This is a genomic window from Mesorhizobium sp. BHbdii (genome assembly GCF_053848045.1).
The window spans coordinates 1-23,538 of sequence record NZ_JBSPKX010000009.1; the positions used below are offsets into that span (position 1 = coordinate 1).

23 protein-coding genes and 1 pseudogene are annotated in these 23,538 nt (G+C 61.5%); 7 read left to right on the top strand and 17 right to left on the bottom strand.

Annotated elements, in window-relative coordinates:
* Positions 1-433: 433 nt before the first annotated feature.
* Positions 434-598 (bottom strand): hypothetical protein, encoded by a 165-nt coding sequence (locus ACWTU8_RS28550; RefSeq protein ID WP_455850766.1) that lies wholly within the window; start codon positions 596-598, stop codon positions 434-436.
* Between the two features lie 720 nt (positions 599-1,318).
* Here ACWTU8_RS28550 and ACWTU8_RS28555 point away from each other — a divergent pair.
* From ACWTU8_RS28555 to ACWTU8_RS28575, 5 genes are all read left to right on the top strand, one after another.
* Positions 1,319-1,570: a hypothetical protein gene (locus ACWTU8_RS28555; RefSeq protein WP_455850767.1), complete on the top strand. Its 252-nt coding sequence runs from the start codon at positions 1,319-1,321 to the stop codon at positions 1,568-1,570.
* Positions 1,571-1,835: 265 nt separating this feature from the next.
* The gene (locus ACWTU8_RS28560; protein WP_455850768.1) at positions 1,836-2,984 is read left to right on the top strand and encodes a TlpA disulfide reductase family protein; all 1,149 of its coding nucleotides are present in this window, start codon (positions 1,836-1,838) and stop codon (positions 2,982-2,984) included.
* Positions 2,985-3,624: 640 nt separating this feature from the next.
* Positions 3,625-4,305: a hypothetical protein gene (locus tag ACWTU8_RS28565; protein WP_455850769.1), complete on the top strand. Its 681-nt coding sequence runs from the start codon at positions 3,625-3,627 to the stop codon at positions 4,303-4,305.
* A gap of 422 nt (positions 4,306-4,727) precedes the next feature.
* Positions 4,728-4,925 (top strand): hypothetical protein, encoded by a 198-nt coding sequence (locus ACWTU8_RS28570; protein ID WP_455850770.1) that lies wholly within the window; start codon positions 4,728-4,730, stop codon positions 4,923-4,925.
* 585 nt (positions 4,926-5,510) lie between these two features.
* Positions 5,511-5,927 (top strand): hypothetical protein, encoded by a 417-nt coding sequence (locus tag ACWTU8_RS28575; protein ID WP_455850771.1) that lies wholly within the window; start codon positions 5,511-5,513, stop codon positions 5,925-5,927.
* Between the two features lie 116 nt (positions 5,928-6,043).
* On the opposite strand, the pseudogene ACWTU8_RS28580 reads toward ACWTU8_RS28575, so the two are convergent.
* The 14 genes and pseudogenes from ACWTU8_RS28580 to ACWTU8_RS28645 form a co-directional block, all read right to left on the bottom strand.
* Positions 6,044-6,465: pseudogene (locus ACWTU8_RS28580) on the bottom strand (cytochrome P450); the annotation flags it as partial.
* A gap of 248 nt (positions 6,466-6,713) precedes the next feature.
* Complete coding sequence (locus ACWTU8_RS28585; RefSeq protein ID WP_455850834.1) at positions 6,714-8,000, bottom strand: M16 family metallopeptidase; 1,287 nt, start codon at positions 7,998-8,000, stop codon at positions 6,714-6,716.
* A gap of 91 nt (positions 8,001-8,091) precedes the next feature.
* Positions 8,092-9,396 (bottom strand): M16 family metallopeptidase, encoded by a 1,305-nt coding sequence (locus tag ACWTU8_RS28590; RefSeq protein WP_455850772.1) that lies wholly within the window; start codon positions 9,394-9,396, stop codon positions 8,092-8,094.
* A gap of 698 nt (positions 9,397-10,094) precedes the next feature.
* Positions 10,095-11,828, bottom strand: coding sequence for a relaxase/mobilization nuclease domain-containing protein (locus ACWTU8_RS28595; protein ID WP_455850773.1), 1,734 nt, complete (start codon positions 11,826-11,828; stop codon positions 10,095-10,097).
* 556 nt (positions 11,829-12,384) lie between these two features.
* On the bottom strand, positions 12,385-13,473 hold the full coding sequence (locus ACWTU8_RS28600; protein WP_455850774.1) for an IS110 family RNA-guided transposase: 1,089 nt from the start codon (positions 13,471-13,473) through the stop codon (positions 12,385-12,387).
* A 217-nt stretch (positions 13,474-13,690) separates the two neighbouring features.
* The gene (locus tag ACWTU8_RS28605; RefSeq protein WP_455850775.1) at positions 13,691-14,725 is read right to left on the bottom strand and encodes a lytic transglycosylase domain-containing protein; all 1,035 of its coding nucleotides are present in this window, start codon (positions 14,723-14,725) and stop codon (positions 13,691-13,693) included.
* A 59-nt stretch (positions 14,726-14,784) separates the two neighbouring features.
* Complete coding sequence (locus ACWTU8_RS28610; protein WP_027155816.1) at positions 14,785-15,111, bottom strand: DUF736 domain-containing protein; 327 nt, start codon at positions 15,109-15,111, stop codon at positions 14,785-14,787.
* A gap of 35 nt (positions 15,112-15,146) precedes the next feature.
* A complete protein-coding gene (locus ACWTU8_RS28615) occupies positions 15,147-15,707 on the bottom strand; it encodes a S26 family signal peptidase (RefSeq protein WP_455850776.1) in 561 nt (186 codons plus the stop codon).
* Positions 15,704-16,168, bottom strand: coding sequence for a DUF2840 domain-containing protein (locus ACWTU8_RS28620; RefSeq protein ID WP_027155814.1), 465 nt, complete (start codon positions 16,166-16,168; stop codon positions 15,704-15,706). Before ACWTU8_RS28620 ends, ACWTU8_RS28615 begins: the two co-directional genes overlap by 4 nt.
* Positions 16,169-16,466: 298 nt before the next feature.
* A complete protein-coding gene (locus ACWTU8_RS28625) occupies positions 16,467-17,333 on the bottom strand; it encodes a replication initiator protein A (RefSeq protein ID WP_455850777.1) in 867 nt (288 codons plus the stop codon).
* A gap of 24 nt (positions 17,334-17,357) precedes the next feature.
* Positions 17,358-17,639, bottom strand: a complete 282-nt coding sequence (locus ACWTU8_RS28630) for a helix-turn-helix transcriptional regulator (protein WP_455850778.1) — start codon at positions 17,637-17,639, stop codon at positions 17,358-17,360.
* A gap of 525 nt (positions 17,640-18,164) precedes the next feature.
* On the bottom strand, positions 18,165-18,677 hold the full coding sequence (locus tag ACWTU8_RS28635; protein ID WP_455850779.1) for a DUF2285 domain-containing protein: 513 nt from the start codon (positions 18,675-18,677) through the stop codon (positions 18,165-18,167).
* Positions 18,678-18,747: 70 nt separating this feature from the next.
* Positions 18,748-18,972: a transcriptional regulator domain-containing protein gene (locus ACWTU8_RS28640; RefSeq protein ID WP_455850780.1), complete on the bottom strand. Its 225-nt coding sequence runs from the start codon at positions 18,970-18,972 to the stop codon at positions 18,748-18,750.
* Positions 18,973-19,087: 115 nt separating this feature from the next.
* Entirely contained in the window at positions 19,088-19,366 is a 279-nt protein-coding gene (locus ACWTU8_RS28645) for a DNA -binding domain-containing protein (protein ID WP_027155810.1), read from the bottom strand.
* A 177-nt stretch (positions 19,367-19,543) separates the two neighbouring features.
* Between ACWTU8_RS28645 and ACWTU8_RS28650 the strand changes: the two genes are divergently transcribed.
* Positions 19,544-19,804, top strand: coding sequence for a helix-turn-helix domain-containing protein (locus tag ACWTU8_RS28650; protein ID WP_084646980.1), 261 nt, complete (start codon positions 19,544-19,546; stop codon positions 19,802-19,804).
* A 188-nt stretch (positions 19,805-19,992) separates the two neighbouring features.
* Here ACWTU8_RS28650 and ACWTU8_RS28655 read toward each other — a convergent pair whose 3' ends face one another.
* Positions 19,993-21,198: a DUF932 domain-containing protein gene (locus tag ACWTU8_RS28655; RefSeq protein ID WP_455850835.1), complete on the bottom strand. Its 1,206-nt coding sequence runs from the start codon at positions 21,196-21,198 to the stop codon at positions 19,993-19,995.
* Positions 21,199-21,620: 422 nt separating this feature from the next.
* On the opposite strand from ACWTU8_RS28655, the gene ACWTU8_RS28660 reads away from it, so the two are divergent.
* The gene (locus ACWTU8_RS28660) at positions 21,621-22,154 is read left to right on the top strand and encodes a MucR family transcriptional regulator (RefSeq protein WP_455850781.1); all 534 of its coding nucleotides are present in this window, start codon (positions 21,621-21,623) and stop codon (positions 22,152-22,154) included.
* Positions 22,155-22,249: 95 nt separating this feature from the next.
* Here the strand turns inward: ACWTU8_RS28660 and ACWTU8_RS28665 are convergent, their stop codons facing one another.
* Positions 22,250-22,561 carry a DUF736 domain-containing protein gene (locus ACWTU8_RS28665; RefSeq protein ID WP_455850836.1) on the bottom strand — a complete coding sequence of 104 codons (312 nt, stop codon included), beginning with the start codon at positions 22,559-22,561 and terminating at the stop codon, positions 22,250-22,252.
* Positions 22,562-23,538: the final 977 nt, after the last annotated feature.

Sequence of the window (23,538 nt, forward strand, 5' to 3'; positions counted from 1 at the left end):
ATAACAGGCGCTGCAAGCCCGGCAAGAAGCAGGGCCAGGATTAAAAGAGCGATATGGCCGGCTCTTGGTTCAGGCATGGGTCAGGCTCCAATCAACAGTGAACGGCAGGGCAGCAAAGAGGGGTGCGGGCCGCGGGACTCGCGCTTCCGTTTGCAGGTCATAAGAATCAACATACTGTCTCCTGAATCGAGGTGGGCTCCTCACGCCCGGGCATCTCCCGTCGCTGCGCTCCGGTCGAACGTTGCGCCCAATGTCGTAGCAAGTTCCGTGCCAATTGCAACAGCGCCGACAAACGCGCAGGTTTCCGGGTGGCCTCTCGCGCCGCGCTTTTGCGGATTCCAGCACTCGCTGCTGGCGAATACCCGCCCATTCAACTCGGCGACGGGCGGCGGGACCGGCGGCGGAATCCTGCCACCCTGCCCTGTCCGCTCATTCAGCCGTTGGCGGCGGCGGCACGGCCTCGGCCCACTGGTCCGCGGTCCGGAAAGCCGCCACGATCGGCATGGGCGCGGACCGAAACCGCCATCCAGGCGGCTAGCTTCCAGCGCCCCGTTGTGCATTCGGACAAGACGCGCACGATCTGCTTTTGCGTCTTCACCTTCTCCGAGACATGGCGTCGGCGACCTGCGTTTCAGCGATGTGCGCCAGCATCGCGTTGGCTCCTTCCTTGTCGCGTATGCAGATCGAAGAAGGTCTCGTCTGGCTGCCACAATGCGCTCATGCCAACATTACCGCCCCGTTGGATCACGGCGTATCCGGCCCTCCAGCCACTCGCCATGACGATGGTGAGAGCGCACCACATCGTCGTCGGAGAGCCTCCAAATGCGGGCGAAGATTGGCGCCCGCCGGCTTCGCGCCGTCCCCATCCGGCGCCCCAAACAAGGCCAAACCTCGGGCCTTTTCGGCTCGAGTTCCCGGTTCAAGCTTGAACGTCTCGTTCACGACGATCTGGCGTGCGGCGACACCGCGGCGCCTGGCGTCGATGCTTCAGACGACGTTGGGCGCTGGCCACGCCTTTTCTGGCGGCGCGAAGCGCGTGATCCCGTGTCCAAAAGCTGACAGCGGCAGACAAAATGTCAGGTTCACTACAACTGACATCTGGGCACTGTGGAGGTTTTCACGGCAAATCGCGCTTGCTCGGCGCTGAGGTGCTGGCACGGTCTTTGTAAGTTGAGAGGTGGCAACACGGAACGAGGGTGACTGCCCCCAAATGCGCAAGAGAAGCGATGCGCTCCTCCCTTGGACCCGTGTACCCCCTCTAGAGGGAAACAAGACCACAAAAGTCGCGCAACCGTTGGCAACAGCGTTGGGTCGCAACATGAAAATGCAGATGGACTTCACTGCTCCTTCGTTCAGTCGACAACTGGCTGCGCGCCGAGCTCCTCACGAACTTCCAGCCGGGCAAAGTGCACATCGCCGAATCGTGGGCAACGTGGTGCACACATTGTGTGGACGCAATGCCCCATCTGATGAAGCTGCAGAAAAATACAAGGACAGCGGACTCGAGATCGTCGGAGTCGCCGTTGATGAAGAAACCGCTCAACGGCCGTTGAGGCCCAAACAAAGCTGACAGAGGCAGACAAATGTCAGGTTCGGAACAGACATTGGCAAAAGTGTCAGGTTCATTACGACCGGCCATCTGGGCACTGCGGAGGTTTTCCAAGCAATCAGGGGCTTACTGACGCTGAGCGCGCTGGCACGGCTGTTGCACCCCTGATGCTGACTGCATGCAATTGGGGGGCAAGACGAGCAACGCTCTCTCCCCCCTGAACCCGTGTGCTGTCTCTGAGCGGGAACAACCTCGCGCAAAAAGCAAGCTTTGGAGAGCAACATTGGTGGAATTACAGATCGAGTCCCCGGCTCCTTCGATTAAGGTCGAGAACTGGCTGCGTGGCGAGCCGCTCACGAGCTTCAAGCCCGGCAAAGTGTATATCGTCGAATTTTGGGCAACGTGGTGCGGACCATGTGTGGACGGGATGCCGCATCTGATGCAGTTGCAGGAGAAATACAGGGACAGCGGAGTCGAGATCGTCGGAGTCGCGGCTTCTGAAGACGCTCCAACGGCCGATGAGGCCCGAAGCCAGTTGGACGCGTGGTTGACCGAAAAGTTCTCGAATCTGAATTATCGGATCGCGTTCGACTCCACAGGCGAAATGGACAAGCTTTGGATGGAGCCCAGCTTTTCTGTCGGGATTCCGACCTCGTTCGTGGTCGACCGTGACGGTCACATCGCCTTTATCGGTCATCCGAAGCAACTCGATGAGGTCTTGCCGAAAGTGCTCAACGGCAGCTGGCGCACCAGCAAGCAAGCGAAAGCCGGTGATGCGAAGCGGATTGCCGAAAACGAACCCATAGCGCGCGAACAAGCGCTGAAGAAGCCGATCAATGATAGATATTGGGCGGCGATGGAGAAAAAGGATTGGAAGGCGGCGCTCTCGGCGATCGAAGAAGGCATCGCCTTGTTGCCCGACAAGCTCGGTTTTCGCCGGTCTCATGTGGGTCTGTTGCTTCACAAAATGCGCGACATGCAGGCCGGCTTGCCCGTCATGCGCCAATTCGTTCGCGACGCGATCAACAGAAACTCCGAGGATTGGATGATTGCGGCGCTAGACGAACTCTTCTTTCCGAACTTTGACCATTCGCACTTTCCGTCTGCTGAGCGCCTGGCTATGGGCAAAGAGCTGTCTGAACACATCCTGGCACTGAATCCCCCGGAAAGCGACCAACGTAAGCTCCTGTCTTATCCGGTGGCAGCGCTGTATTATAACGAGAGCGGTAACAAAGATCGGGCGATCGAGCTGATCGAGCTGGCACTGAAATCGCAGGGCGGTCCGGAGCTTATCCGGGACGAAGATGAACAGGACGAAATATTGCATTTGCTGCAGTTCCTGGCCAACTTCAAGGGTGAGAAGGTTTGTTACGGCGGTCTCTGTGTGGCTCCAAACGATGGCCGATTCGACAGGTGGTATACCGTTTGCGGCTGACCGTCAGGTTTGATGTGCCGGGCGGACAAGTTTTGATGTGAACGGCGCAAAACCCCGCCCGGCTTGCCAAATCGCCTGGCCCCGATCTTCTGGGCCATATCCGAAGGGACGGCGGCCGCCTACGACCCGCACGGCGCGGGTCTTTGGCTAGGCTATGAGCTGAGCTACGGGTTTGCCTCCTTTGAACCCTCACGCCGAAAACCCATGACGATCATCGTCACGCCGGCCGCGATCTGAAGCACGCGTCCGGTGCGCTTCATGCCTTTCCCTTTGGCGAGGTGAAAAAACGCCGGCGGAAGGATGGGAACACCAACGCCGCTGAACGGGTGCCGAGCTGTGCGATCATGACGTCTTGCCGAAAGTGCTTAACGGCAACTGGCGCACCAACGATTCAGCGAAAGCCGCCAACACGGAGCGGATCGCCAGAAACGAACCCCTAACGCGCGAACAAAGCGTTGAAGAAGGTGATAAATGATAGATATCGGACGGCCGTAAAGACAGAGGATTGGAAGACGGCGCTCTCGGAAATCGAAGAGGGCCGTCGCCTTGTTGCCGGACAACGAAGCCAAAGCTCCGAAGGTTTGGGCCGGAAGGAAATCAAAGCAGAATAGCGCTCTGTCTGCCAGAAAGCAGGAAGAGAATGAGCCCGGAAGCATACGCCATCGGTTACGGTGGCATAGTAATTTATTGCACAATTTTGACGACAGAAGAAATAGAAAGTAAAAACAAAGATGAGCGCGGAAGGAAAAAAGAAACGCGGTGTCTCTGGCGTTTCAAATGCACGGAATATTGCATTCCGCTATGGGGGTCGCCCTTCGGGCCGGACCTGCGCCGCTTCGTGCTGGCGCAGTACCATCAGGGCCAGGTCACCATGCCGCGGCTGGTGGCGCTGTTGGCTGCGATCGGCATCGCGGTCTCCAAGCGGGAGGTGGTGCGTCTGCTGATCGATCGCCAGGAGCGCTTCCGCGACGAGGCCCCGTGGCTGCACCCATGGGAAGCGGCCCTGCTCCAACTCGGCAATGGTGCGGCTGGTCACTTCGTGGTAAAGGCTCGGCCGGTTGTCGTCCTTGTTCCGGCTCCCGTGTTTTCCGCTGGCGGGACGTCTGGCGGTCTGGCGCAGGCTTTTCATCCTCTCCGATCCAAAGCCGCGCCTCCCCGGGAAGCGGGTGGACGGCGACTTGCGACCGGACAGGCCCGCCGGAAGGCAGACCGCACCCGCGGGGGCCTTGTCGTATCTGTGCGAAAGGGTGGTTGCGGGCCGGAACGAATGTGGAGGACCCGAAGCGAAGCGAAGGGTTGCGGCCTGGCGCGGCGGGCCTAGAAGGGAGCGCCGCCCACACCGCGCCGCCGGGAGAGGCCAGTTGAACAATGTCGCCGCTCGCAAGAGCGGCGTCCGCTGAACGAGCCGGAGGCTTGTTATCGCCAGGGATCAAAGCCCGAAGGGCCGAGACCGCCCTGAGCAAGGCGAAGAAGGCGGGCTCGGTTCCACGAGAGCCCGGCGCGCGCTATCAGGCGCGCGGGCGCCCGCCAAACTTCAATAGGGCGGCCTGGACGCCATACGGGCTGGCCGGATGTAGAGGGATGATCGCGGCGTCGTGCATGGATGCTGGAGCATGAGGCAGCGTAACCCTGCGTCAGGAGCCGTGGTCGTCAAGGGCAGGGCGTTAAGGCTCTCCTCACGGTATTTCGTGTCAGGATCCGACAGCGCCGATAGAGGAAACCTTCGCCAGGGGTGAGAGGGCGATGCTGCGTCTGTCTAAGGTGCTTGGGGTTGCGTTGGCCGCGTGGCTTGCCGCCATGGCGGCGGCCCATGCCGGATTGAGGTATCAAGCCGATCAGACACCCGACGGCCTCCGCTACGTGAGGGTAATCGGCGAGTTTTCCTTCGAAGACAATCTTGATGAATTTGCATCGGTCGTGCGGTCGCATATCCGACTGTGATCGGCTTCGATTCGAATGGCGGCAATATCGTCAAGGCGATGGAGCTCGGCCGCCTTATCCGCTCCTACAGGCTAAGCACTTTCCAGCCCAGGGGCCCGGAATGATCCTCGGCCTGCGCTCTTGCATTCTTGGGCGGCGTCATGCGCTTCGCGGAGCCCGGCGCGATCGGGGTGCATAAGTCCTCCTTCAGCGGCCAGGTTTCCCTCAGCGCGCAAGAAACTGTTTCGGCGGTGCAGCAGATCACTGCGGACGTGATATCGTACATGTTGGAAATGGGCGTCGACCCGTCATTGCTCCAGCTTTCCCTGGAGTACGAAAGCAATGACGTACGGCACCTCTCAAGGAGCGAGATGGACAAGTACCGGGTTACGACACACCACATGGATACCGGCCAGCCGCAGATCTCCCTACCAACAGCCCCGCCCCCTGCACCGCAATCCAGTGTCGCCGCAGCGCCTGCGCCTTCGATTCAGAATGATTGGCCAGTTTCAATCCCCGAGGCTCGCTCCGGCCGCGTCAGGCACTCCTAGGGCGCTGCCCCCATAAAGGCGCTCCCCCAATGGGAATTCGATCAACCTCGTCAACTTGGCTAACGGGAGCCCCGTCGCGATCCTCGATGACGCCGACCGCTGGTACCGGGTCCAGTCGGGTAGCCAGACTGGCTACATGCACCACACCTGGGTTTTCGTCGACCAGTATGACAGCGGACCCTCTCGTCAGCGTCACATCCAGATCAAGAGTTTCGACAATCTTGCCGAAGCGAACGCCTATGCCCGATCGGCCAGCATTGCTGTCTCGGCATACCTGGTCACCAATGGCTGGTTCGCGATCACGCTGGAAAAGACCTATGACGAGCAGATGGCCAGGAACCCGGTCGCGCTGCTGAAGAAGAGTGGAGCGATCCCGGACGATGCGTTCGTGACCTACGGAAACACCTATGTCCGCAAGGTCTGCTGCCAAGTAATCAGCCATGGCTGGCGCTCGCCGTCCTCGCTGCCCTGATCGGTCCGGCGTCATCTCAAACTTTCAACTGCCAAATCCCGTTCCGACGCTCAAGGAGCAGATGATCCAGGAAAGCGTTGCGAAATATCCCGGCAACTGCCCCATGGCCGGAAGCGGAAGGAGAGGTGGCGCCGCAGGTCGGCGGGCTGGGGCTGGGCCGCCAGCGTCTCGAACAACTGCGCGGCGATCGCCTCGACCTGCTGCGCGAGCAGCTTCACCCTGCGGTTGCTGAAGGCCGGCGCCACGATCGTGCGTAACCGGGCATGCTCGCCCCCCTCGTGCGAGACCAGCCACCCCGGCGAACCGAGAATCACCGAATCCGGGGTGAATGCCGCCGGCGGCATTCCCGCCGGCCGGAACGCCGCGTCGGACAGCACCGCCTTGGCTCGTCGTAGCCTGTCACCCACCAGCCCTCGTGCCCGGACGGGAAGCGCACGCGGTGGATCGGACCGTTGGCGCGTAGCGCCAACATCTCGGGCGAGGGCTCGATGTGATCGACGCGCCACATCGGCAGCGTCGCCAAGGGTTGTTCAGACATGGTGGCACTTCACTCTCTAAGCGATGGAAGGGCGGAAGGTGACCGACAGCTTCCGCGGCGGCCTGAAGGATCGAGCAGGCACAGGCGCGGATGTTGGCCCGCCAACGCGGAGGCCATGCCGACGCCCCATGATGGCGCCGATGGACGAGCCGGCGATCGCCACCGGCCGGGTGCCAAGTTCCTCCCGGCCTCGGGGATTTGCACCAAGCCCCGCGCCACAGCCGCCGACGCGATCCCAAAAGTCGGGCTCATCCCTTTCCGGCAGCGGCCAGCGGAGGTCCGACCACCATGATGGTCGGCTCGGCGCTCAGGAGCTTCTTTGCCACCGCCTTGACCTGATCGAGCGTCACCGCGTTGATGTAACCGGTGCGGCGCTGCATGTGGTCGATGCCGAGATCGTCGAGCTGCAGTTCGACCAGCGTCGCGGCGATGGAACTCGACGAATTCAGATTGTTGATCGCATAGGCGCCGATCAGATATTTCTTGGTCGCCGCCAGTTCGGCCTCGGTCGGCCCATCCTGCGCCAGCCGCTTGACGACGTCGCGCACGATGCCGAGCGTCTCGGCGGCGCGGTCGGAACGCGTTCCGGTGGTGACGATCAGCGCGTCGGCGTGGTCCTGATTGACCAGCGAGGAATTGACGCTGTAGGCCAGTCCGCGCTTTTCGCGCACCTCCTGGAACAAGCGGGAGGTGGAGGGGCCGCCGAGGATCTGGTTCATCAAAACGGCGGGGAAGAAATCCGCCGCGTTGCGCTTCACGCCGGGCCAGGCGAGTTGCAGCGAGGTCTGCGGCAGGTCGTAGTTGACCTCGATTTGCTGCGCCAGAGCAGGCGTGACGTCGGCGACCGGAGCGAGCGCCTGGTTCTGCGGCAGATCGCCGAACACCATGTCCAGCTTCTTCTTCAGCGTCTCGGCGTCGATGGCCCCGACCACGGCGACATGCAGGCCGCCGCGCGCGAACACCGCCTTGTGCATAGCCTGTAGGTCGGCCCGCGTGATGGCGTCGATGCTCTGCCTCGTACCCTGGTCGGAGCGCGAATAGGGGTGATCGCCATAGACAGCGCGGGCCCATTGGTTCTCCGCCATCGTGTCGGGGTCATTTTCGTTGGCGAAAATGCCGGACAGGATCTGCGAGCGGATGCGGTCGATCGGCGGCTGGTCGAAGCGCGGCTCGTTGACCGCCAGCCGCAACAGGTCGAAAGCTTCGTCGCGCTGTTCGGCCAGCATGCGCATGGAGCCGTAGATGCCATCGCGGGTCGCGTCGAAGCTCATCTCGGCGCCGGCATCGTCGAGCTTGATCTGGAAGGCTTCCGAATCGAGAGGGCCGGCGCCCTCATCGAACAGGCTGGTCATCAGATTGGCCAGGCCTTCCTTGCCCGGCGGATCTTGCGTCGAGCCGCCGCCGAAGTTGAAGCGGACGGCGACGACCGGCACGGAATAGTCCTCCACCAGCCAGGCGGTGATACCCTTGGATGAGGTGACGGACTGGATTTCCGTGGCGCGGGCGGCAAGCGCCGGCAGGACCAGGAAGACGATAGAGAGGAAGAGTGTGGCGAAAGCGTGCCAGCCGTTCCCCTCTGCCTTTGCGCGAGAAGAGAAAACTCGGAAATGCTCACTGGTCAACACATCAATTCTCCGTCTTTGGTTGCGGCAAGAGATAGCCGGTGGTCGAGTGGGCCAATACCAGGTAGCGCGCGGCAACGGCCTTGACCTCGTCGGTGGTGACCTTGCGGATGCGATCCGGCCATTCCTGCACGTCCTGGACATTGCCGCCCGTGGCGAGCGTCGAACCATAGATGCTGGCCATGGAGCCCTGGTTGTCGCGGGCAAGGATCATCGACCTGACATGGCGGTCCTTGGCTCTTTCGAGTTCATCCGGGGTGACGCCGTCGCTGGCGATGCGCGCCACCTCCGCATCGATCGCGGATTCGACGTCGGCGAGCGTGGCGTCGCCGCGCGGCGCGCCGTAGACGGTGAAATTGGTATCGTCGAGCATAGTGCCCTCGAAGTCCGCGCCGGCGCTGGAAGCGATGCCCTGCTTGACGACAAGCGCCTGGTAAAGCCGGCTGCGGTTGCCGCCGCCGAGAACTTCGGCCAGCAGGTCGAGCGCTTCAGCCTCGCCCGGCTTGGCCGTCCGGTAGGAGGGCACGACCCATTGGGTCGAGAAACTCGGCACGCTGACGCGGGCGTCGGAGAGCGTCACGGTGCGCTTGGTGTTTTGCTCCGGCTCGACCGGGCGGACGCGTGGTGGCAGGTCCGGCCCGCGGGCCACCTTGCCATAGGTCTTCTCGGCCAGCGCCTTCACCGTTTCCGGTTCGACATCGCCGGCCACGATCAGCACCGCGTTGTTGGGCCGGTAGTACTTGTTGTAGAAGGCGACGGCGTCGGTGCGGTTGAGCTGCTCCATCTCCTGCATCCAGCCGACGACCGGAATGCGATAGGGCTGGTTCTGCCACAGCGTGGCCTCGACCTCTTCGTCGAGCACGGCCTGCGGGTTGTTGTCGATGCGCGAGCGGCGCTCCTCGAGGATCACATCGCGCTCGGTCTCGATGACGTCGTCGGTGAGGATGAGGTTGCGCATGCGGTCGGCCTCGAAGCTCATCATCAGCTCTAGCGCAGACGGCGCCGTCATCTCGAAGTAGGCGGTGTAATCGGAGGAGGTGAAGGCGTTGTTGGAGCCGCCTATGTCAGAGACGGCGCTGGCTAACTCGCCGGTCGCGTGATTGGTCGTGGCCTTGAACATCAGATGCTCGAAGAAATGGGCGATGCCGGATTTGCCTGACGGCTCGTCGGCGCTGCCGTTCTTGTACCAGACCATTTGGGTGACGATCGGCACGCGATGGTCGGGAATGACGATCACTTCCATGCCATTATCGAGCAAGAAATCCGTCACCTTGCCGCCGTCGGCGGCAAGCGCGGGGTCGACGAGCATCAGGGCGGCTGTCAAGAGCAAGGCGCGGAGAGTGTCGACTGCGGTTTTCGAGGCTGGCTTTGTGAGCTGCTCGACTCGCAGACTATTGGGAACTAAGCCAACGCCGCGTTTGCGTGCGCATGACCTCTCTAATGCATGTTTTGGCATTTGTTGATTTCTTTCCTTCTTCACATGATCGCGATGGAACAAACAAAACGGAGACGGCCGCGCGTGTGTTGCGAGGCGTTAGATGCAATCGTGATGCCAACTGCACAGGAACCGTTTTTTCGAAATGAAAAGCGCTCGACCGAACACCACCGTGTTGCGAACGCGACCAACCCGACATTAAGTGTCGATTGCGAGACCTTCTTCACGAATGGATGGACAGAACTCTTCTCCGAGCAAGCTCGAACGCACGCATCGTTGAAGAGCCAAGGACAGCCTGAGTTCGTTCCCCTCGTCTGGTGAAGCTGTCGTCGTGATAGCCTTGCTGTCCGGGATGTGCGGGCTGACGATGCCATGATGCGAGAGTGTGCGGCAACTTGGCTCGATGTTCCTGCGCGCGCGCTTTTCTCAACGAGCGCACGCCGGTTCATCAAATCATCGGTGTTCGGTTCCCTGTGACAGAGCGGCGATCGCTCCTTCGGAGAACGCGTCGATGGCTGCCGCTATACCGCTCGTCCAGCAGGGCGCGTTCGCGAGCGGCTTAGCTGCCCTCCTCACAGCCCTAGCCCTCGTTTCCTGCCGAGAGCCCAATCCACACCACCCCCGGCCCGCATGACGCCATTGAGGTGACTGCCGAGGTGTTTGTCGAGTGCAGGTGACCAGGGCACGAGCTTGAAGCCGAGCCCGTCATCGATCATCGCGAAGCGGCCTGAGGCAAGAGAGAAGCGCCGCCGGTAGGTACCAGCAATTTGCTCGCCCTCAGCAGCCTTCGTGAAGGACAGACCTGTCCCGGGGGCCAGTTGCTCACCGAGTGCATCAACCTCGCGAGCGCGAAGCGCTGCAATCAGGTTGCGCGCAAGTACGACACGGTCAGCCTCACGCCGCGCTAAGCCTTGCTCGACAAGGTGCTGGGTGCGGTTCTCCAGCGCCTGTTTGACCTGCTTAGCAAATCCGCCCTCGCCTAAGTTGGTTGGTCCATGCGCGACCAGTTGCCGGTCGAGCCAAGTCGCGCCGTCAGCACGGACCTGTTCTTCGATCGAGAGATCAGAACGGACAGCTAGGGCGACGCGGCTGCGGCCTTTTCCATCTTCGTAACGCCGAAGCTCGACGATGGAACCTGGTGCAGAGTCTCCGGTGGCATCGAGATCTTGAAAGCGGATGTAATGAGTTCGTCCATCGATGCCGTTGACAATTGCGTAAGCAGAAGCGCGCAACTCGTCATCGAGGCCTCGTTCCAAGAGCCTGCCGATGATCGGGACCTCGCTCGCCTCGCCCGCGAAAACTTGGTCGGCAGCGCCTCTGTCGAGCCCATGCTCGGTAAGGCTGCGATGCATGCGCTTGATGATGTCGCCTCGCTCGCCAAGCGCTCGCAGGGTAGCTTCGGCCTCGGCTACCATTGTCCATTGGCCTGCACCGATCGGGTGCGCGAGGCTTTCCAATTTACGCAATCGGCCGACCTTCACCGCGAGATACTCATCAGGCTTTCGGTCCGCGACGGGCGCGACGTCGATAATGCCATGCCTGTCGATTTCACGAACAAGCTGGCGGTCGAGATGTGTCCAGCGTTCGGCCTCAATTTGTTGATGGAATGCACGACGAATTTCACGATCGGTCCTTGGGCCAAGCTCCTGAGTGATCAGATCCTGCGCACGACTGCGAATCCCATTTTTTATGTAGTCGCGAGAGATGACGAGATCCTGACCGTCCCCAGCTTTGCCGCGCAGGATAATGTGAACGTGGGGATTGTCGGTGTTCCAATGGTCGACGGCCAGCCAATCTAGGTTGGTGCCCAAGTCCTTTTCCATCTGCCCCATGAGGTCGCGGGCGAAGATCTTGAGATCGGCCATCTCCACCGCGTCCTCGGGCGAGACGATGAAGCGAAAATGATGTCGGTCATTCGCGCAGCGCTCGGCGAAATCCTTGACGTCGGCATCGTCGGTTTCCAGACCAAACATGCGCGCCTTCTCACCATCGCGGGTGACCCCTTCGCGACGCAGATAATTGAGGTGTCGCGCAAGCGGGCCATTCTGTCTCTTGTGACGGACCACGAGCGCCTTGACTGTGCAGGATCGAGAGCGGCTGGTGATGAAGCGATTGGCACGAAGGCTCGCCACCCGGCCTCGTCCGAAATATGAGCCGCGCCCGGCAGTGATACTGCCGTCGCGAGAGATCCTCCCGCCAGCTTTTTGCGCGGCGGCGAGCGCCTGAGCGATGAAGGGCCGTGCCCGTTGGCTCTGGCGTGAGCGGATGCGGCCTGGCCGGACGCGGAAATCGTCATCACCTCTCACGAGGTTTCACCCGCGATGTGTCAATCACGTTGAAACCCCTGTTAAAAATCGGGTCAGGCGATGTGCGGGAACTTCTGGCGATGTGCGGGAAGGTCGAGAAAAGGCAACCAAAACAACCGACCGACCGAGCCGCACATCGCGGCCTTTTATCTTGCCATCCTAATCGGCAGTTCTTGGGATAAACTTTCGTGCATCGTCGTTTCTCCTTTTTTGTAGTCCAGAACACTTCGGAGCTTTCCGCAACAGGCCTTTGTGCGAAGGCTGAGAGTTCCGGTGCGCCGTGCAATCCTCCGCGCTCGTCGACGGGGTGTCTCGGCTGCATCAAAGCAGCGCTCGAACCGTCGCGGCGCACATTTCCATCGAACCCACGGGGCATCGTCACAGGCAATCCGGCGCGGTCCGTGGCGCCACTTTCGTGGCCGGCCGCAGGCAAGATAACGTGCTTCCCGTCGTTTCTGGTCTGCACCAGTCCTCATCCGCCGCAGCGGAGCTCCTTGTGTTCAGTCGACGTCCGTCGTCATGACGAGACGCAGCATTCGTTCCGCAGAGAACGCGTTCATCGATGCGCCCCCAGAAGCTTGCGCGCCTTCAGATGCGCCCGCGCCGCGACATCGGCCGCGCTGGCCGCCGGATCGCCGGCATAAAACGTTCCGTCCGTCCATATGGCGTGCATGATCACCGCCAGCTTGCGCGCCACCGCGACCGTCGCCTTGCGCTGGCAACCGCGTTTGGCCAGCGCCAGGCCCCAGCTTTTCACCTTGTCCTTGCCCTTGAACCGCGTCAGCAATGCCGATGCCGCCTCGTAGAGGGCACGCCGAACATCGCCATCGCCGGCCTTCGAGATGCGGCCCTGGACGTCGATCGAGGTGCCCGACTGCCAGCGCCGCGACGTCAGCCCGAAGTACGCCGCGACGTCGCGCGAGCGGCGGAAGCGCGACGGATCGTCGACCGCCGTCATGAAGGAGAGCGCCGCCACCGGGCCGACGCCGGGGATGGCCATGAAGCGGCGGCACAGCTCGCTGCCGGCGACGACCTTGACCACCAGCTCGTGCAGTTTCTTGTACTGCTGCCACAACGCTGCGCGGGCCGACAGCATGGCTGCCATCAGTTCCTCGGTCAGCGTGTCGCCGGCGACCGCCTCCCGCACGGCCTTGTCGAAGCCGCCGCGGCCGCTGCCCTTCAGCCGCACGCCGAACGCCTTCAGCGAGTGGCGGATGGTGTTTTCGATGTCGAGGAACTTGCGCTTCAGCGTGCGCCGCTGCGTCAGAAGCAGGCGCAGCCGGTAGCAGTCCTCGCTCTTGACATGAGCACTGCGGAACCAGCCGGTGCGCATCAGATGCGCAATGCCGAGCGCGTCGGCGGCGTCGGTCTTGTTGCGCTGCGCCGACATCGCTGCGCGCACATGCCTTGTCTCCAGGCACACCGCCGGCAGGCCAAGTTTGAGCAGTTCCGGATGCAACCACGGGGACAGCGATCCCGCCTCGTGACCAGCGCGTCGCAGCCGCGCCGCGAACGGTTTCAGCGCCTTCCAGATCGCCTGCGGATCGGTCACCACCTTGGTCTCGAGATGCACTTCGCCATGGTCGTCGACCACGCAGATCGCCGTCTCCTCCATCGCCACATCCAGTCCTGCAAAGAATTCCATGGTGCGCCTCCTGCGTCGTTTCACCGACGCAGATCTAGCCGCCGAGTCGCCGCCCGTCGCCAGCCGCGCCGCGGTCGGCACACAGTTTTGCCGCCCAACCAGGCACCCGCCCCGATTACGGGCGGCAATCCCTCCCCGACTTCCGTGAGTGCCAGCACTTTCGCCGTCAATCGTGCGACAGAGCAGGTCAGAGTGCAATTTACGCGAGGTCCAGCGCTCATTGCGATGCACCGCGCGATCGTGGGATGAAGAGGCTGTTCCCGGCTAAGTTCGGTGCAGGACGAGCAACTTCAGAAGCAAAATTCGGCGTCGGCTCAAGCGCCGTGAGATCGTCCACCGCTGTGTCGATCCGCGGCGGCATGTTGGCGGAACGGATCTCCGTGAAGACCGTTCGGTCGACGGAATCGAAACCTCTCCTACTGCGCCATCCGACGTCATTTATCCGAGCAAAGTCGCGATCAAAAAGCTGCGAACCATCTGCGCTCGACCGATTTCCCAATCGTTTCGAGCGGGGCGGGATCTCAACAACTCCCTTGATCAGCGGCCTAAGTTTCGCGACGTAGTCGATCGTCTCACGAGGCAGAGGGCGACCCTTGGAAAGATGCTCCTGATAGCGTTGTGGTCCGGCGTTGTAGGCGGCAAGAAATCCCTTCGGACCGAAGCGATCGAACATCTCGCGGAGATACGCCGCACCAGCCAGGATGTTCTCTCGCGGATTGAACGGATCGGTTCCGAGACCATGTTTGATGCGCAGTTCGGCCCACGTGGCGGGCATGATCTGCATCAGGCCAACCGCAGATTTGGGTGAGATGGCCCGGACATCCCCGCCGCTCTCGACATGCATGACCGCCCGTATCAGGTGCTCGGGAAGGTCAAAGCGTTTGGCGGCCTCACAGACGTAGGTGGACCAGTTTTCATTCTTTGCGATTGTTGTCCCGGCGCACGATTTTGGCACCGGTTGCGACGGCGCTTCCGCTGCGCCGGCCGCAGAACCAAGCATGAGCAACGCGCATGCTGAGAACATCGCCACGCATTGGCGAGTGGTGACGCGCGCACCACCATCCCGACGTGCCAAAAGCCTGCCATCGTGCTCGCTTGGGGCAAGGGCAAGGCTTCGCCGGCCGATCATGCTTCTCATGCATGACAGCGCAAATAGCACTTCAGTCGATGGAGAAGCGTTCGGCCGCCCTTGACCTTCGCTGCGCGCGACGGCCGCCTGACAGGCGGTCGGGTCGAAGGGTTTGACCGGCATTCGACCGATCAAAGGGTTTGCCTGGGCAAGATCGATAATTCGCGATCGAAACATCGAAGTCAGGCTCGCTCTTCGCGCTTCGACGGCCGGCTCCAGTGCAGATTCCAGACGTCCTTTTCGGTGGCGACCTGGAAGAGGTTGGCGCGGATCGGCTGCGTGAACGACGGATCGTCGATGAGCACCGAGAGATAGGCGCCTGCCTTCTCGCCGGTGCGGTCCCACGCCGCGCCGATCTCGACGCCGTCGCAATAGATGCGGTGTTCGGGGGCATTTTCCGCGTCCGACTTCTCGACAGGCAAGATGGCGAGCTTGGCGTCAATCGTCAGCGTGCAGATGTTGCCGAAGAAGCCGTCATTGTTCCGAGTGAAGGTGCCGATCTGACTCATGCGGATTGTCCTTTCGTGGTGATAGAAACGAGCCGTCACGGCTCGCCGGGAGCCGGTTCGCCGGATGCATCCGGCGCCGGAGATGTGCGGTCGATGATCCAGATGGGGACCGCGCGGCCGACGATGCTGGTGATTGGGAGTGGGCCGAAATAGCGGCTGTCAAAACTGTCGGCCGCATCCCAGTTCATGAGGAACACTTCGCCTTCGGCAAGCACATGGCAGCCGCGCCAAGCAGGCAGCGGCCGGCCGCGACTGTCGCGCTCGAGCGCGCTGCCGTAGATCTTGCCGTGCGCGATGATGGCCGCCCCACGGCGGCAAACCATTTGTCCGCCGCGCGCCAGGATGTGCTTCAACAGCGGTACGCCGCGCGGCAGATGTCGCCGCTCGGCCAGCAAGCCGGCCAGCGCTTCGGATGGCATAACGACTGCGAGGTCGCCGACCTTAGGCGTGCCACCTTGCTTGATGCGATATAGTCCGATCGGAACGCTTGCCGACGCGTTCCAGATCAGCCACGGAGTAGGTCCGCTTAACGCCGGCGCGACGATCAATGCCGCACCGCCGAGCATTCCCCCGATGATTTTGCCGCGGGCGCTCATGGCTCAATCCGCCGGCGCAGCAGCCACGCTTCATGCCGCTGCCGTGTGTAAGGCCTGGGGCTTTCGCGTGCGACAAGGCGACTGTGGACGTGACGCCAATACTCCGGCGAGACGTCTATCGCGTCGATGCCGAGTGCCTCGACGGCATCGATGATCTCCAGCACCCTCTCAACCTTCGGCCATCCGATGGCGGTGAGCAGGATATCGGCGCCCGGCCGCACATGGGCGACGGTCGAGCAGCGCTTGCCTGTGCCGACGGCGCGCAGAATGTCGATGCGCGAGGCGACGGTGCCAAAGTCATTCGCCGCCCAGCGGACGAAGGCGAAGATGCTACCGGGCGCGAACGCGACGACGCGGCGGGTCCTGTCGACGATCCTGTTCTCGACGGCTTTGCCGAAGCGGATGTAGTTCTCGATCCGCTTCTTCAGCCAGAGCAGCTCGACATAGGTTAGTTCGCTCATGCCGTCCTCCCCTGCAGGAGGTGGGCAGCCGCAACGGCCTGCCACCCCGTTGAAGGAGCGGCTGGCTCGGGGTTGATATCTCTGCAGACGATCCGGAGAGCGCATCGCCAACGTCGTCCACAGTCTTCCGGAACCGAGCGTTCCGTTAGAACGAATCCGAAGGATTCCGGGTTAGATAAGTTAGAGGCGCGAATTCGGCTTTCGCTTCCATGGGTTGATTGCGATCTAGGTTCCTGAAATGACGGGGATCGGGTTCCCGAAATCCCGTGTCTTCGGGTTCCTGAAGTGACGAGTTGATTCACAGCTTGTCCTCCGCGGCCCTGGCCTTGCCGAAGCGGTTGAAAAGGTCGGGATGGCAGGCCTTGAAAGTGAGAAGAGGTTCGCCGGCCTTCGTCATGCCCAGCGTCAGGCGATACCCCGGCAAGGATTGCCGGCGAACGATGCCACGAACCTCGAAGGCAAAGCGCTTGTAGGCAGACAGGCTGCCGGATTTTGCGTGGAGATGGTGCAGGTCGAATGACCAACCATGCGCCTGCCGGCCGCCATGTTTTCGCACGAGACGATAGAGCCAGCGCTCGATGCCGCCTGTCAGGTCGAAATAGGCACGGTCGATGGTGAGCACGAAGGCGTCGCCCATGATGCCGGAATAGAACCAGTCGGGCAGGACAAGCTCGATACCAAGCGGTCGAGCGCGATGGTCGGCCCGCTCCTTCCATTCGTTGATCCAGGAGAAGCGGTGCATGCGCCGCTCGGTAGGTTGGCGGATCGTGGTGGCGACGGTGGTCGACTGGAGGCGGTCGAGCGCTGCCTTGAGCAGCAGGTACTCACGGGCTGACGTGCCGCGACCGATGAAGGTCAGGATTTCGTGCGGCGTCGCCGCCATCATGCGCGAGGTTCGCAGCCCATTGTCTCGGGCATCGACGATCTGAGAGGCGGCCCAGATCAGGATATCGGCATCCCAGATGGTCGCCATTCCGTGCTCGGCGGTCGCCTCCACACGGATGGCGATCTCGCCCATGCGAAAGTCGATCGGGGTGACGCGCCGCGATTTGGCGAGCGAAAAGAATGGCCAGGCCATCAGGTCCTGTGCGTCGCGCAAGGCCATCTTGCCGGGGCGCGCATGAAACAGCGCAATCGGCTCCATATCTGTCGGGGGTGGTCGCATATCCAGATCCCGCAGCTGCAAGGCTCAGCGCGACTTGCCGGCATAGGCCGGCGCGCGGGCCGCATGGGGTTTGGCCGGCGGGACGTGGGTGGCGTTTGTGTCGCTGGTGGAGGTGCGGGCGCCGAGCTCGATCCAGGCATGCAGGTCATCGATGTCGTAGAGCACGCGGCCGCCAACCTTGCAGTATTTGGGACCGGTGCCGTAGGTCCGGTGTTTTTCCAGTGTCCGGGCGCAGAGGCCAACGATAGGCGCGGCCTCCTTGGTCCGAAGATATTTGTGGGGCGCGTCCGCGGGACCCTTCGACATCGCTCGATCTCCATTCGGTTCTGCTGTCGTCCTGGCCTGCCGGGACGCGCGAAACGGACGATGGCCGAATTGAGAAAAAGGGAGGGAGGGCAAAGATCGGCGGGCGTGTTTTTGCTACCCCAGGCGCCTCGATCTGCGCCGACAATGGTCCCACGGCGCGGCATACGTCTTAGGAGAGCGAGCTGGCGATGTAATGGGGCTATGGGTTACCCGTGGTCAATACCAAGATCTGATGACCGACCTCAGCTCCGTGCTTTGGACTGTTGCTCACAAAAGAGGAGTCCATGCCACGTTGTCAGCTACCGTCTCGCCGAAGATGATGACGGAAGGTGGCAATTGGCTTTTGATCCTGAAGAGCTACAAGCATGTATTGAGTTCATCCACTGTGACTCTTCTTCAAAGCCCGGGGAATGGATGTCGGTTGAGGATTTTCTGGCTTGGGCAGCACGCAATCCTCTTAATCGAAAAGCGATCGATTGCTTCGTCGCGTTCTTGGCGAAGGCTATACTCATCCTGCGCCTGACCTCATGACTTCGAACTGCGGTGGCGGCTTTGCGGATAGAGGAGAAGGTCCCGATACCCGCCGGCCACCAGGCGGTCGGCCCGTCGCAGGATCGCCCGCACCTTGTGGCGCAGGTGATGATCGCGCCAATCGCGCGCAGCGATGGGCTCGCAGGACAGCAGTTCCTCGGCGAGCCGGCGGTAAGGAGCCCGCTGGTGCCTTCCATCGAAGGTGCGGAGATTGAGAATGTGTCTCAGCCTGGTCTGTTGAGGCAGTGAGCCATACCGGGTGCCGAGCCGACGGCCATTCAGCGCCCGCCAGAGCCGGCGCGCGGCGTCCAGCCTGGTTTCGAAATTCTCGTCCAGCGGCAGGACAACAGCGTTGATGTCGAGCAGGTCTCCTGGTTCATTGGAGATGATGTGATGTGTCTCCGGAGCCGGCGGCCAGAGAACATGAACCCGCTCGGCTTCGGTCCAGCTTTGAGCTGTGCTGAGTTGTCGAAGAACAGGCTGCGAAGCACCCGCGAAAGCTGCCAACTTCGTCGCTTGAAGAACCCGAGGCGAGGCCTGTTCCGTCCAGACGATGTGTTCGGGTGAGAGACGCTCGTCAGCAGAGATTTTGAAATCGCGCACCCCAACGTGCGGCGAATTCCGGCGAGCCGGCGAGTTCTCCTGTCCTCAGTGGACTTGATGCCAGCCGCTGACATTCGGCGGCAAAATCAGCGTTCCGGATCAGATACTCGGCGGCAAACTGATCGGCTTCGTAGCCGCGCATGTGCTCGTATGCCGCCGGATCGGTCCAATCGCTTCGCGACATGGCAACGGTCCTCATCCGGCCCGCGGTCTGCCGCGAGCTTCGCCATCAGCTTCCGAGGCAACAGTTGGTTTAGGTAGTCAGAGAGTCGGCAAACCGCCTTGCTGAATGAGCACAGCGCCGGTTCAAGTGCCTAGTGTGGTGCACCGCCGGCCAGGAGGTAGCGATAGCCATTGGTGGTCATCCACCGGGCGCGAGCGAGATGTGTTTCCCATGCTCGAAATGCCCGTTCCGGCTCTTTCGCGGGATCGATATGCAGAACGATCCTGGCCACTTCGCGCCAGTCGGCGTTTTCGGCTGCTGCATCCAGCAGGCGAATGTAGGTGAGGAGATGCTCCTCGTCGTAGCCGGTCAGGATTGAGGCGTCTGGCGCGACGTCGGCGACATCAGGATCGAGAAGAGCTTTAAGCATGGCAACCTCGTACGCCGACACACTCCTCGATGTGCTGCCAAATCCTGATTTGGGCGCCTGGATGTGACATGGCCATCACCTCGATGCGTTATGACTGAACGCGATCAGATTATCTGATTTTCTGGTTATCGGATTTTCCATTTAATTGATCTGCCGGCTTCGTCAAGGACCGGCAAAATGCAAAAGACGCTTCGATCGCCAAGACATGTGCGTCTGGTCCAACTGATCGTTGAAAAGCGTAGGAAAGCCGGCCTGAGCCAGGCTGATTTGGCGAAAGCGCTGGATAGATATCAATCGGTGGTCGCGGCCATCGAGTCCGGTGGCCGGCGAATCGACGTTGTCGAATTTCTCGATCTGGCTGAAACGATAGGCTTCGATCCGCACGAGATATTGAGCGAGGTCGTGGCAGTTCAAAGCGGCAAGTCAAAGGATCGCTAAAGTCCGATTTGTCGTGTTTATGACCAGCCACGCATCGCAATCAGACTGCAGTCGCATCGCGAGCCGGGCAGAGCCCGGCGAGCGGCGCCGCCTGCCAGGCGCAACCGCGACAGCCCATCGCCCTCCCAGATCCGCGGCAATTGGTGATTGGCTGCGCGGCCGGATTTCGACCGCGCAGCATCGCGCGGTCAGACTGCCTTTTCGAGCAACACCTTCGCCTTGCCTTCAAGCTCAAGCCGGCTGTCCTGATGGGATTTGGTACGCGCATGCGCAGTCATGCCCTGTACAAAATCGAAGATGCTTTCGGGTGGCCGGCCTTCGTCCTGCAAGACGGCCGCGATGATCTTGCCGGTTTCGGCCTTGGAGAAGCCTCGCTTGCGCAGGAAGGTTTCGCGGTCGTCATCGCTGCGGGCGACGATCTTCTCACGCGCGGCCTTGATGCCAGCGATAAACGGCGCCGGCGAGGAGTTGGCGAAACTGGTCAAGGCCGGTGCTGCCTCGTGGGCAAAACGCTGCGCGGCGAATTTCGAATGCCGGATGCTGATTTCCTCAAAGCCTTCGACGCCCCAAAGGTTGCGGTTCATGCAAACCGCGCGAAGGTAGAACGAGGCGATGCCAAGCGTCTTGCTGCCGACTTCGCTGTTCCAGCAATAAAATCCCCGGAAATACAAATCCGGCTCTCCGTTCGGCAGGCGCCCTGCCTCGATGGGGTGGGTGTCGTCGACCAGAAACAGGAACACGTCGCGGTCACTGGCGTAAAGCGTGGTGGTGTCCTTCGTGATGTCCACGAAGGGATTATGCGTCATGGTCGCCCAATCAAGCATCCCCGGCACCTTCCACATGGTGTCGCCGGTGCCATTGCCCGCGATCTTCATGACGGCTGCGACAAGCTCATGATCCCAGATACGGCCATAGTCTGGCCCGGTGACAGCGCGAAGCTCGATGCGTCCGTCCTCCGCCTCAAGGGTTTTCACAAGCTCGGCGCGATGACTGAGCAAGCCGTGCTGGAGATTGATGCCTGCCAGCGGTGCGGGAAGCTGACGCATGTAGGTTGCGGGTGCACCGACAAGGCTGCACAGTTGGCCGAAGCTCCAATGTGTGGGCGCGATCATCTGCTCCTGTCCAGGAACGATCAGCGAAAGCCGTTCGGCATTCTCGCGGCTTGCCTCGACGCGAACGGCGCGGCTCTCGACGGTGCGCGCGGTGGCACGATCCGCACGCGTGCGCACAGCATCATAGAGCTCGGTCAGCGAAAGATAGCGCTCATCATCGGGACGCGAGAACCATTCCGAGGAAACGCGCCCAATGCGCTCGCCGCGCGAAATGTCGACGCGAAAGCTGCCGGGAACGGGGGGCTGCTGGTTGTTGCTTGTACTGTTGGTGTTCGTGATCATGTTCATTGGTCACTCCTTTTTCAGTCGATGCCGAAGGCATGTCCTGCGGCATGCCTTCCGGGGGCGCGTGAGCGCGCGGGAGTGATGGGGGCCATTGCCGGCGCGCGGAGCCGGGCTGCACGGTGGAGCGGAGCGGATGGAATTGATCGCGGTGGTTGCCGACTGGTCGGCCGCTTTGCGAGCCGGCGGCCCTGCTCTGCACAGCCGGCAATGGCGGGGAAGCGAGGGGAAAGTCTCCTCGCTTCCCTTAAGGCAGTTGGCAGATTGTTCCGCGGCGACCAAAATAAATCGGAACGGGGTTCTGCCTGGAAGTGTCGCCTGCTTAGGGATTTGTGGAGCGAACAATCATTATTCGCTTGATCTATTGTACAAACCGCACAAATAACATGCTGACGTAATTGAACCCCGAAGAAGGAAACTGCATGATCGCATCCGATGAGCAACAGGGCAAAACCGATCTCGTGTCGATTGCTGCCGATATTGTCTCCGCCTATGTGTCGAATAATCCATTGCCGGTGGCGGAGCTGCCGAAACTGATCGGCGATATCCATGTCGCTCTGCAGAACGTCGGCACACCCGTGGCCGAACCTGTGGTGAAACTGGAACCGGCCGTTTCGATCAGGAAGTCGGTGACGCCCGACTACATCATCTGCCTGGAAGACGGAAAGAATTTCAAATCGCTGAAACGGCATCTCAGCACGCACTACCAACTGAGCCCTGAGGAATACCGGCAAAAGTGGAGCCTGCCTGCCGACTATCCAATGGTGGCGCCGAACTACGCCGCCGCCCGCTCGGCGCTGGCGAAGGCAGCCGGGCTCGGCCGCAAGCTGGCGGCACCAGAAGCAGCCAAGGAGGAGAACCCGAAACGGATGCCTCGCGTCGCTGCAGCGACTGTGACAGCAGCACCTGCAAAATCGCCGGTCATGAAAACGCGCAAAGTTGCCGCCAAGGCCTAGCCTGCCTCATCGAACTGGTTACAATCGAGCGGTGGCGGACTGAGCATGGTGAAGCCCCGGCGCGGCGCGCCGGGGCCTTTTTTGTTAGGCCGCTTTCACCCGGCGGCGCGGCGGGACCAGATGAGCGAGAACTCGCCCTGGGTTTCGGTCTCGACCAGGCTCGCATAGATCGGAGCGGGGAAACTTGGATCGTCGAGTTTGACCGAGTGATAGTCACGTCCTTCGCGCGAGGTCTTCTTCCATGCCGCCCCGAATTCGGTGGCGCCGGCGAAGATGCGATAGTCCGGACCTTTTTCGTTGTCCCCTTCGGCGGGGACAAAATCCACGGTCTTGACGTTGAGGTTGAGGGTCTTGACGGAGCCCTTGAAGCCCTTTCCGGTGCTGGTGAAGATGCCGATCGTAGCCATTGCGGTGGTTCCTTCTGTTGATCGGGCCGCGCCCATCGCGGCCTCGATGGTGGTCGTGAGACCGAGGACGATCGATCCGCACCCCGAAGGGCTGAAACGAAGTGGAGGACGGCTGACGCTGGCTTTTTTGTCTCGCGATGCAAAGCCGGCCTCTTGGGCCGGCGGCGGAAAAAAACCAGCGTCGGACGTTGCGGGAAGACGATCGAGGCGAAGCCGGTCTTCGGTCAGACCCAATCCATTCGAGGACGCCGAGCGCGGCTTGCCAGCAGACGAAGAGGAACCGCTGCAATGGCTACGATCGATTCACACCGCAAAAGGGGCTTGGATCAGTGCGGAGCCAATTCACGGCAAGGCAGGGATCACCTCTCCGCGGAATCTAATGGTGACAATGAAGTCCAGGTTTTCGCCGCTCTTTGCGCTCAATCCGTTGTATTCGACGCGATACGGAAAATGATACCCGCGCCAGGGGCTGCGACCAATGCCCGCCAAGCGGATGATCAGACCCTCCCCGCCCTAGTCTATGCCAGCCCGGTCGACACCACAGAAGGTAGACGACCCATTTACACCTGATCTTCCGCCGCTTTGCCGTGTGATTGCCAACCGTGAAGCCTGCGTGCCCCGCAGGCGCTTTGGCGTGAGAGTCCGCCGCCGTCCGTTTGCGTTGCGAAATTGAACCGCATTACCCGTTGTTCGGCGTGGTTTGTCTGCTACGCCTGATGTTGTCGTGCTGTCGAGGTCCCCGGCCGCGCTTCCGCGCGGCCGAAAAATTCTCGTACCTATCAAAGAGACTGGCCGGAGCCACCGAAGCGGCTCCGGACTTTGCGGATCACTCGGCTGCAACGTGGAAAGGTTCGTCCTCTTCGGCCACGCTGTCGCCGTCGGCTGCGGTTGTCTCATCCTGAGGCGCAAGAGCTCCCGCTGCTGGTTCATTGGCCTCTACCGTCGCGCGATGGCAGAGGACAGTCGCCGCGCGCACG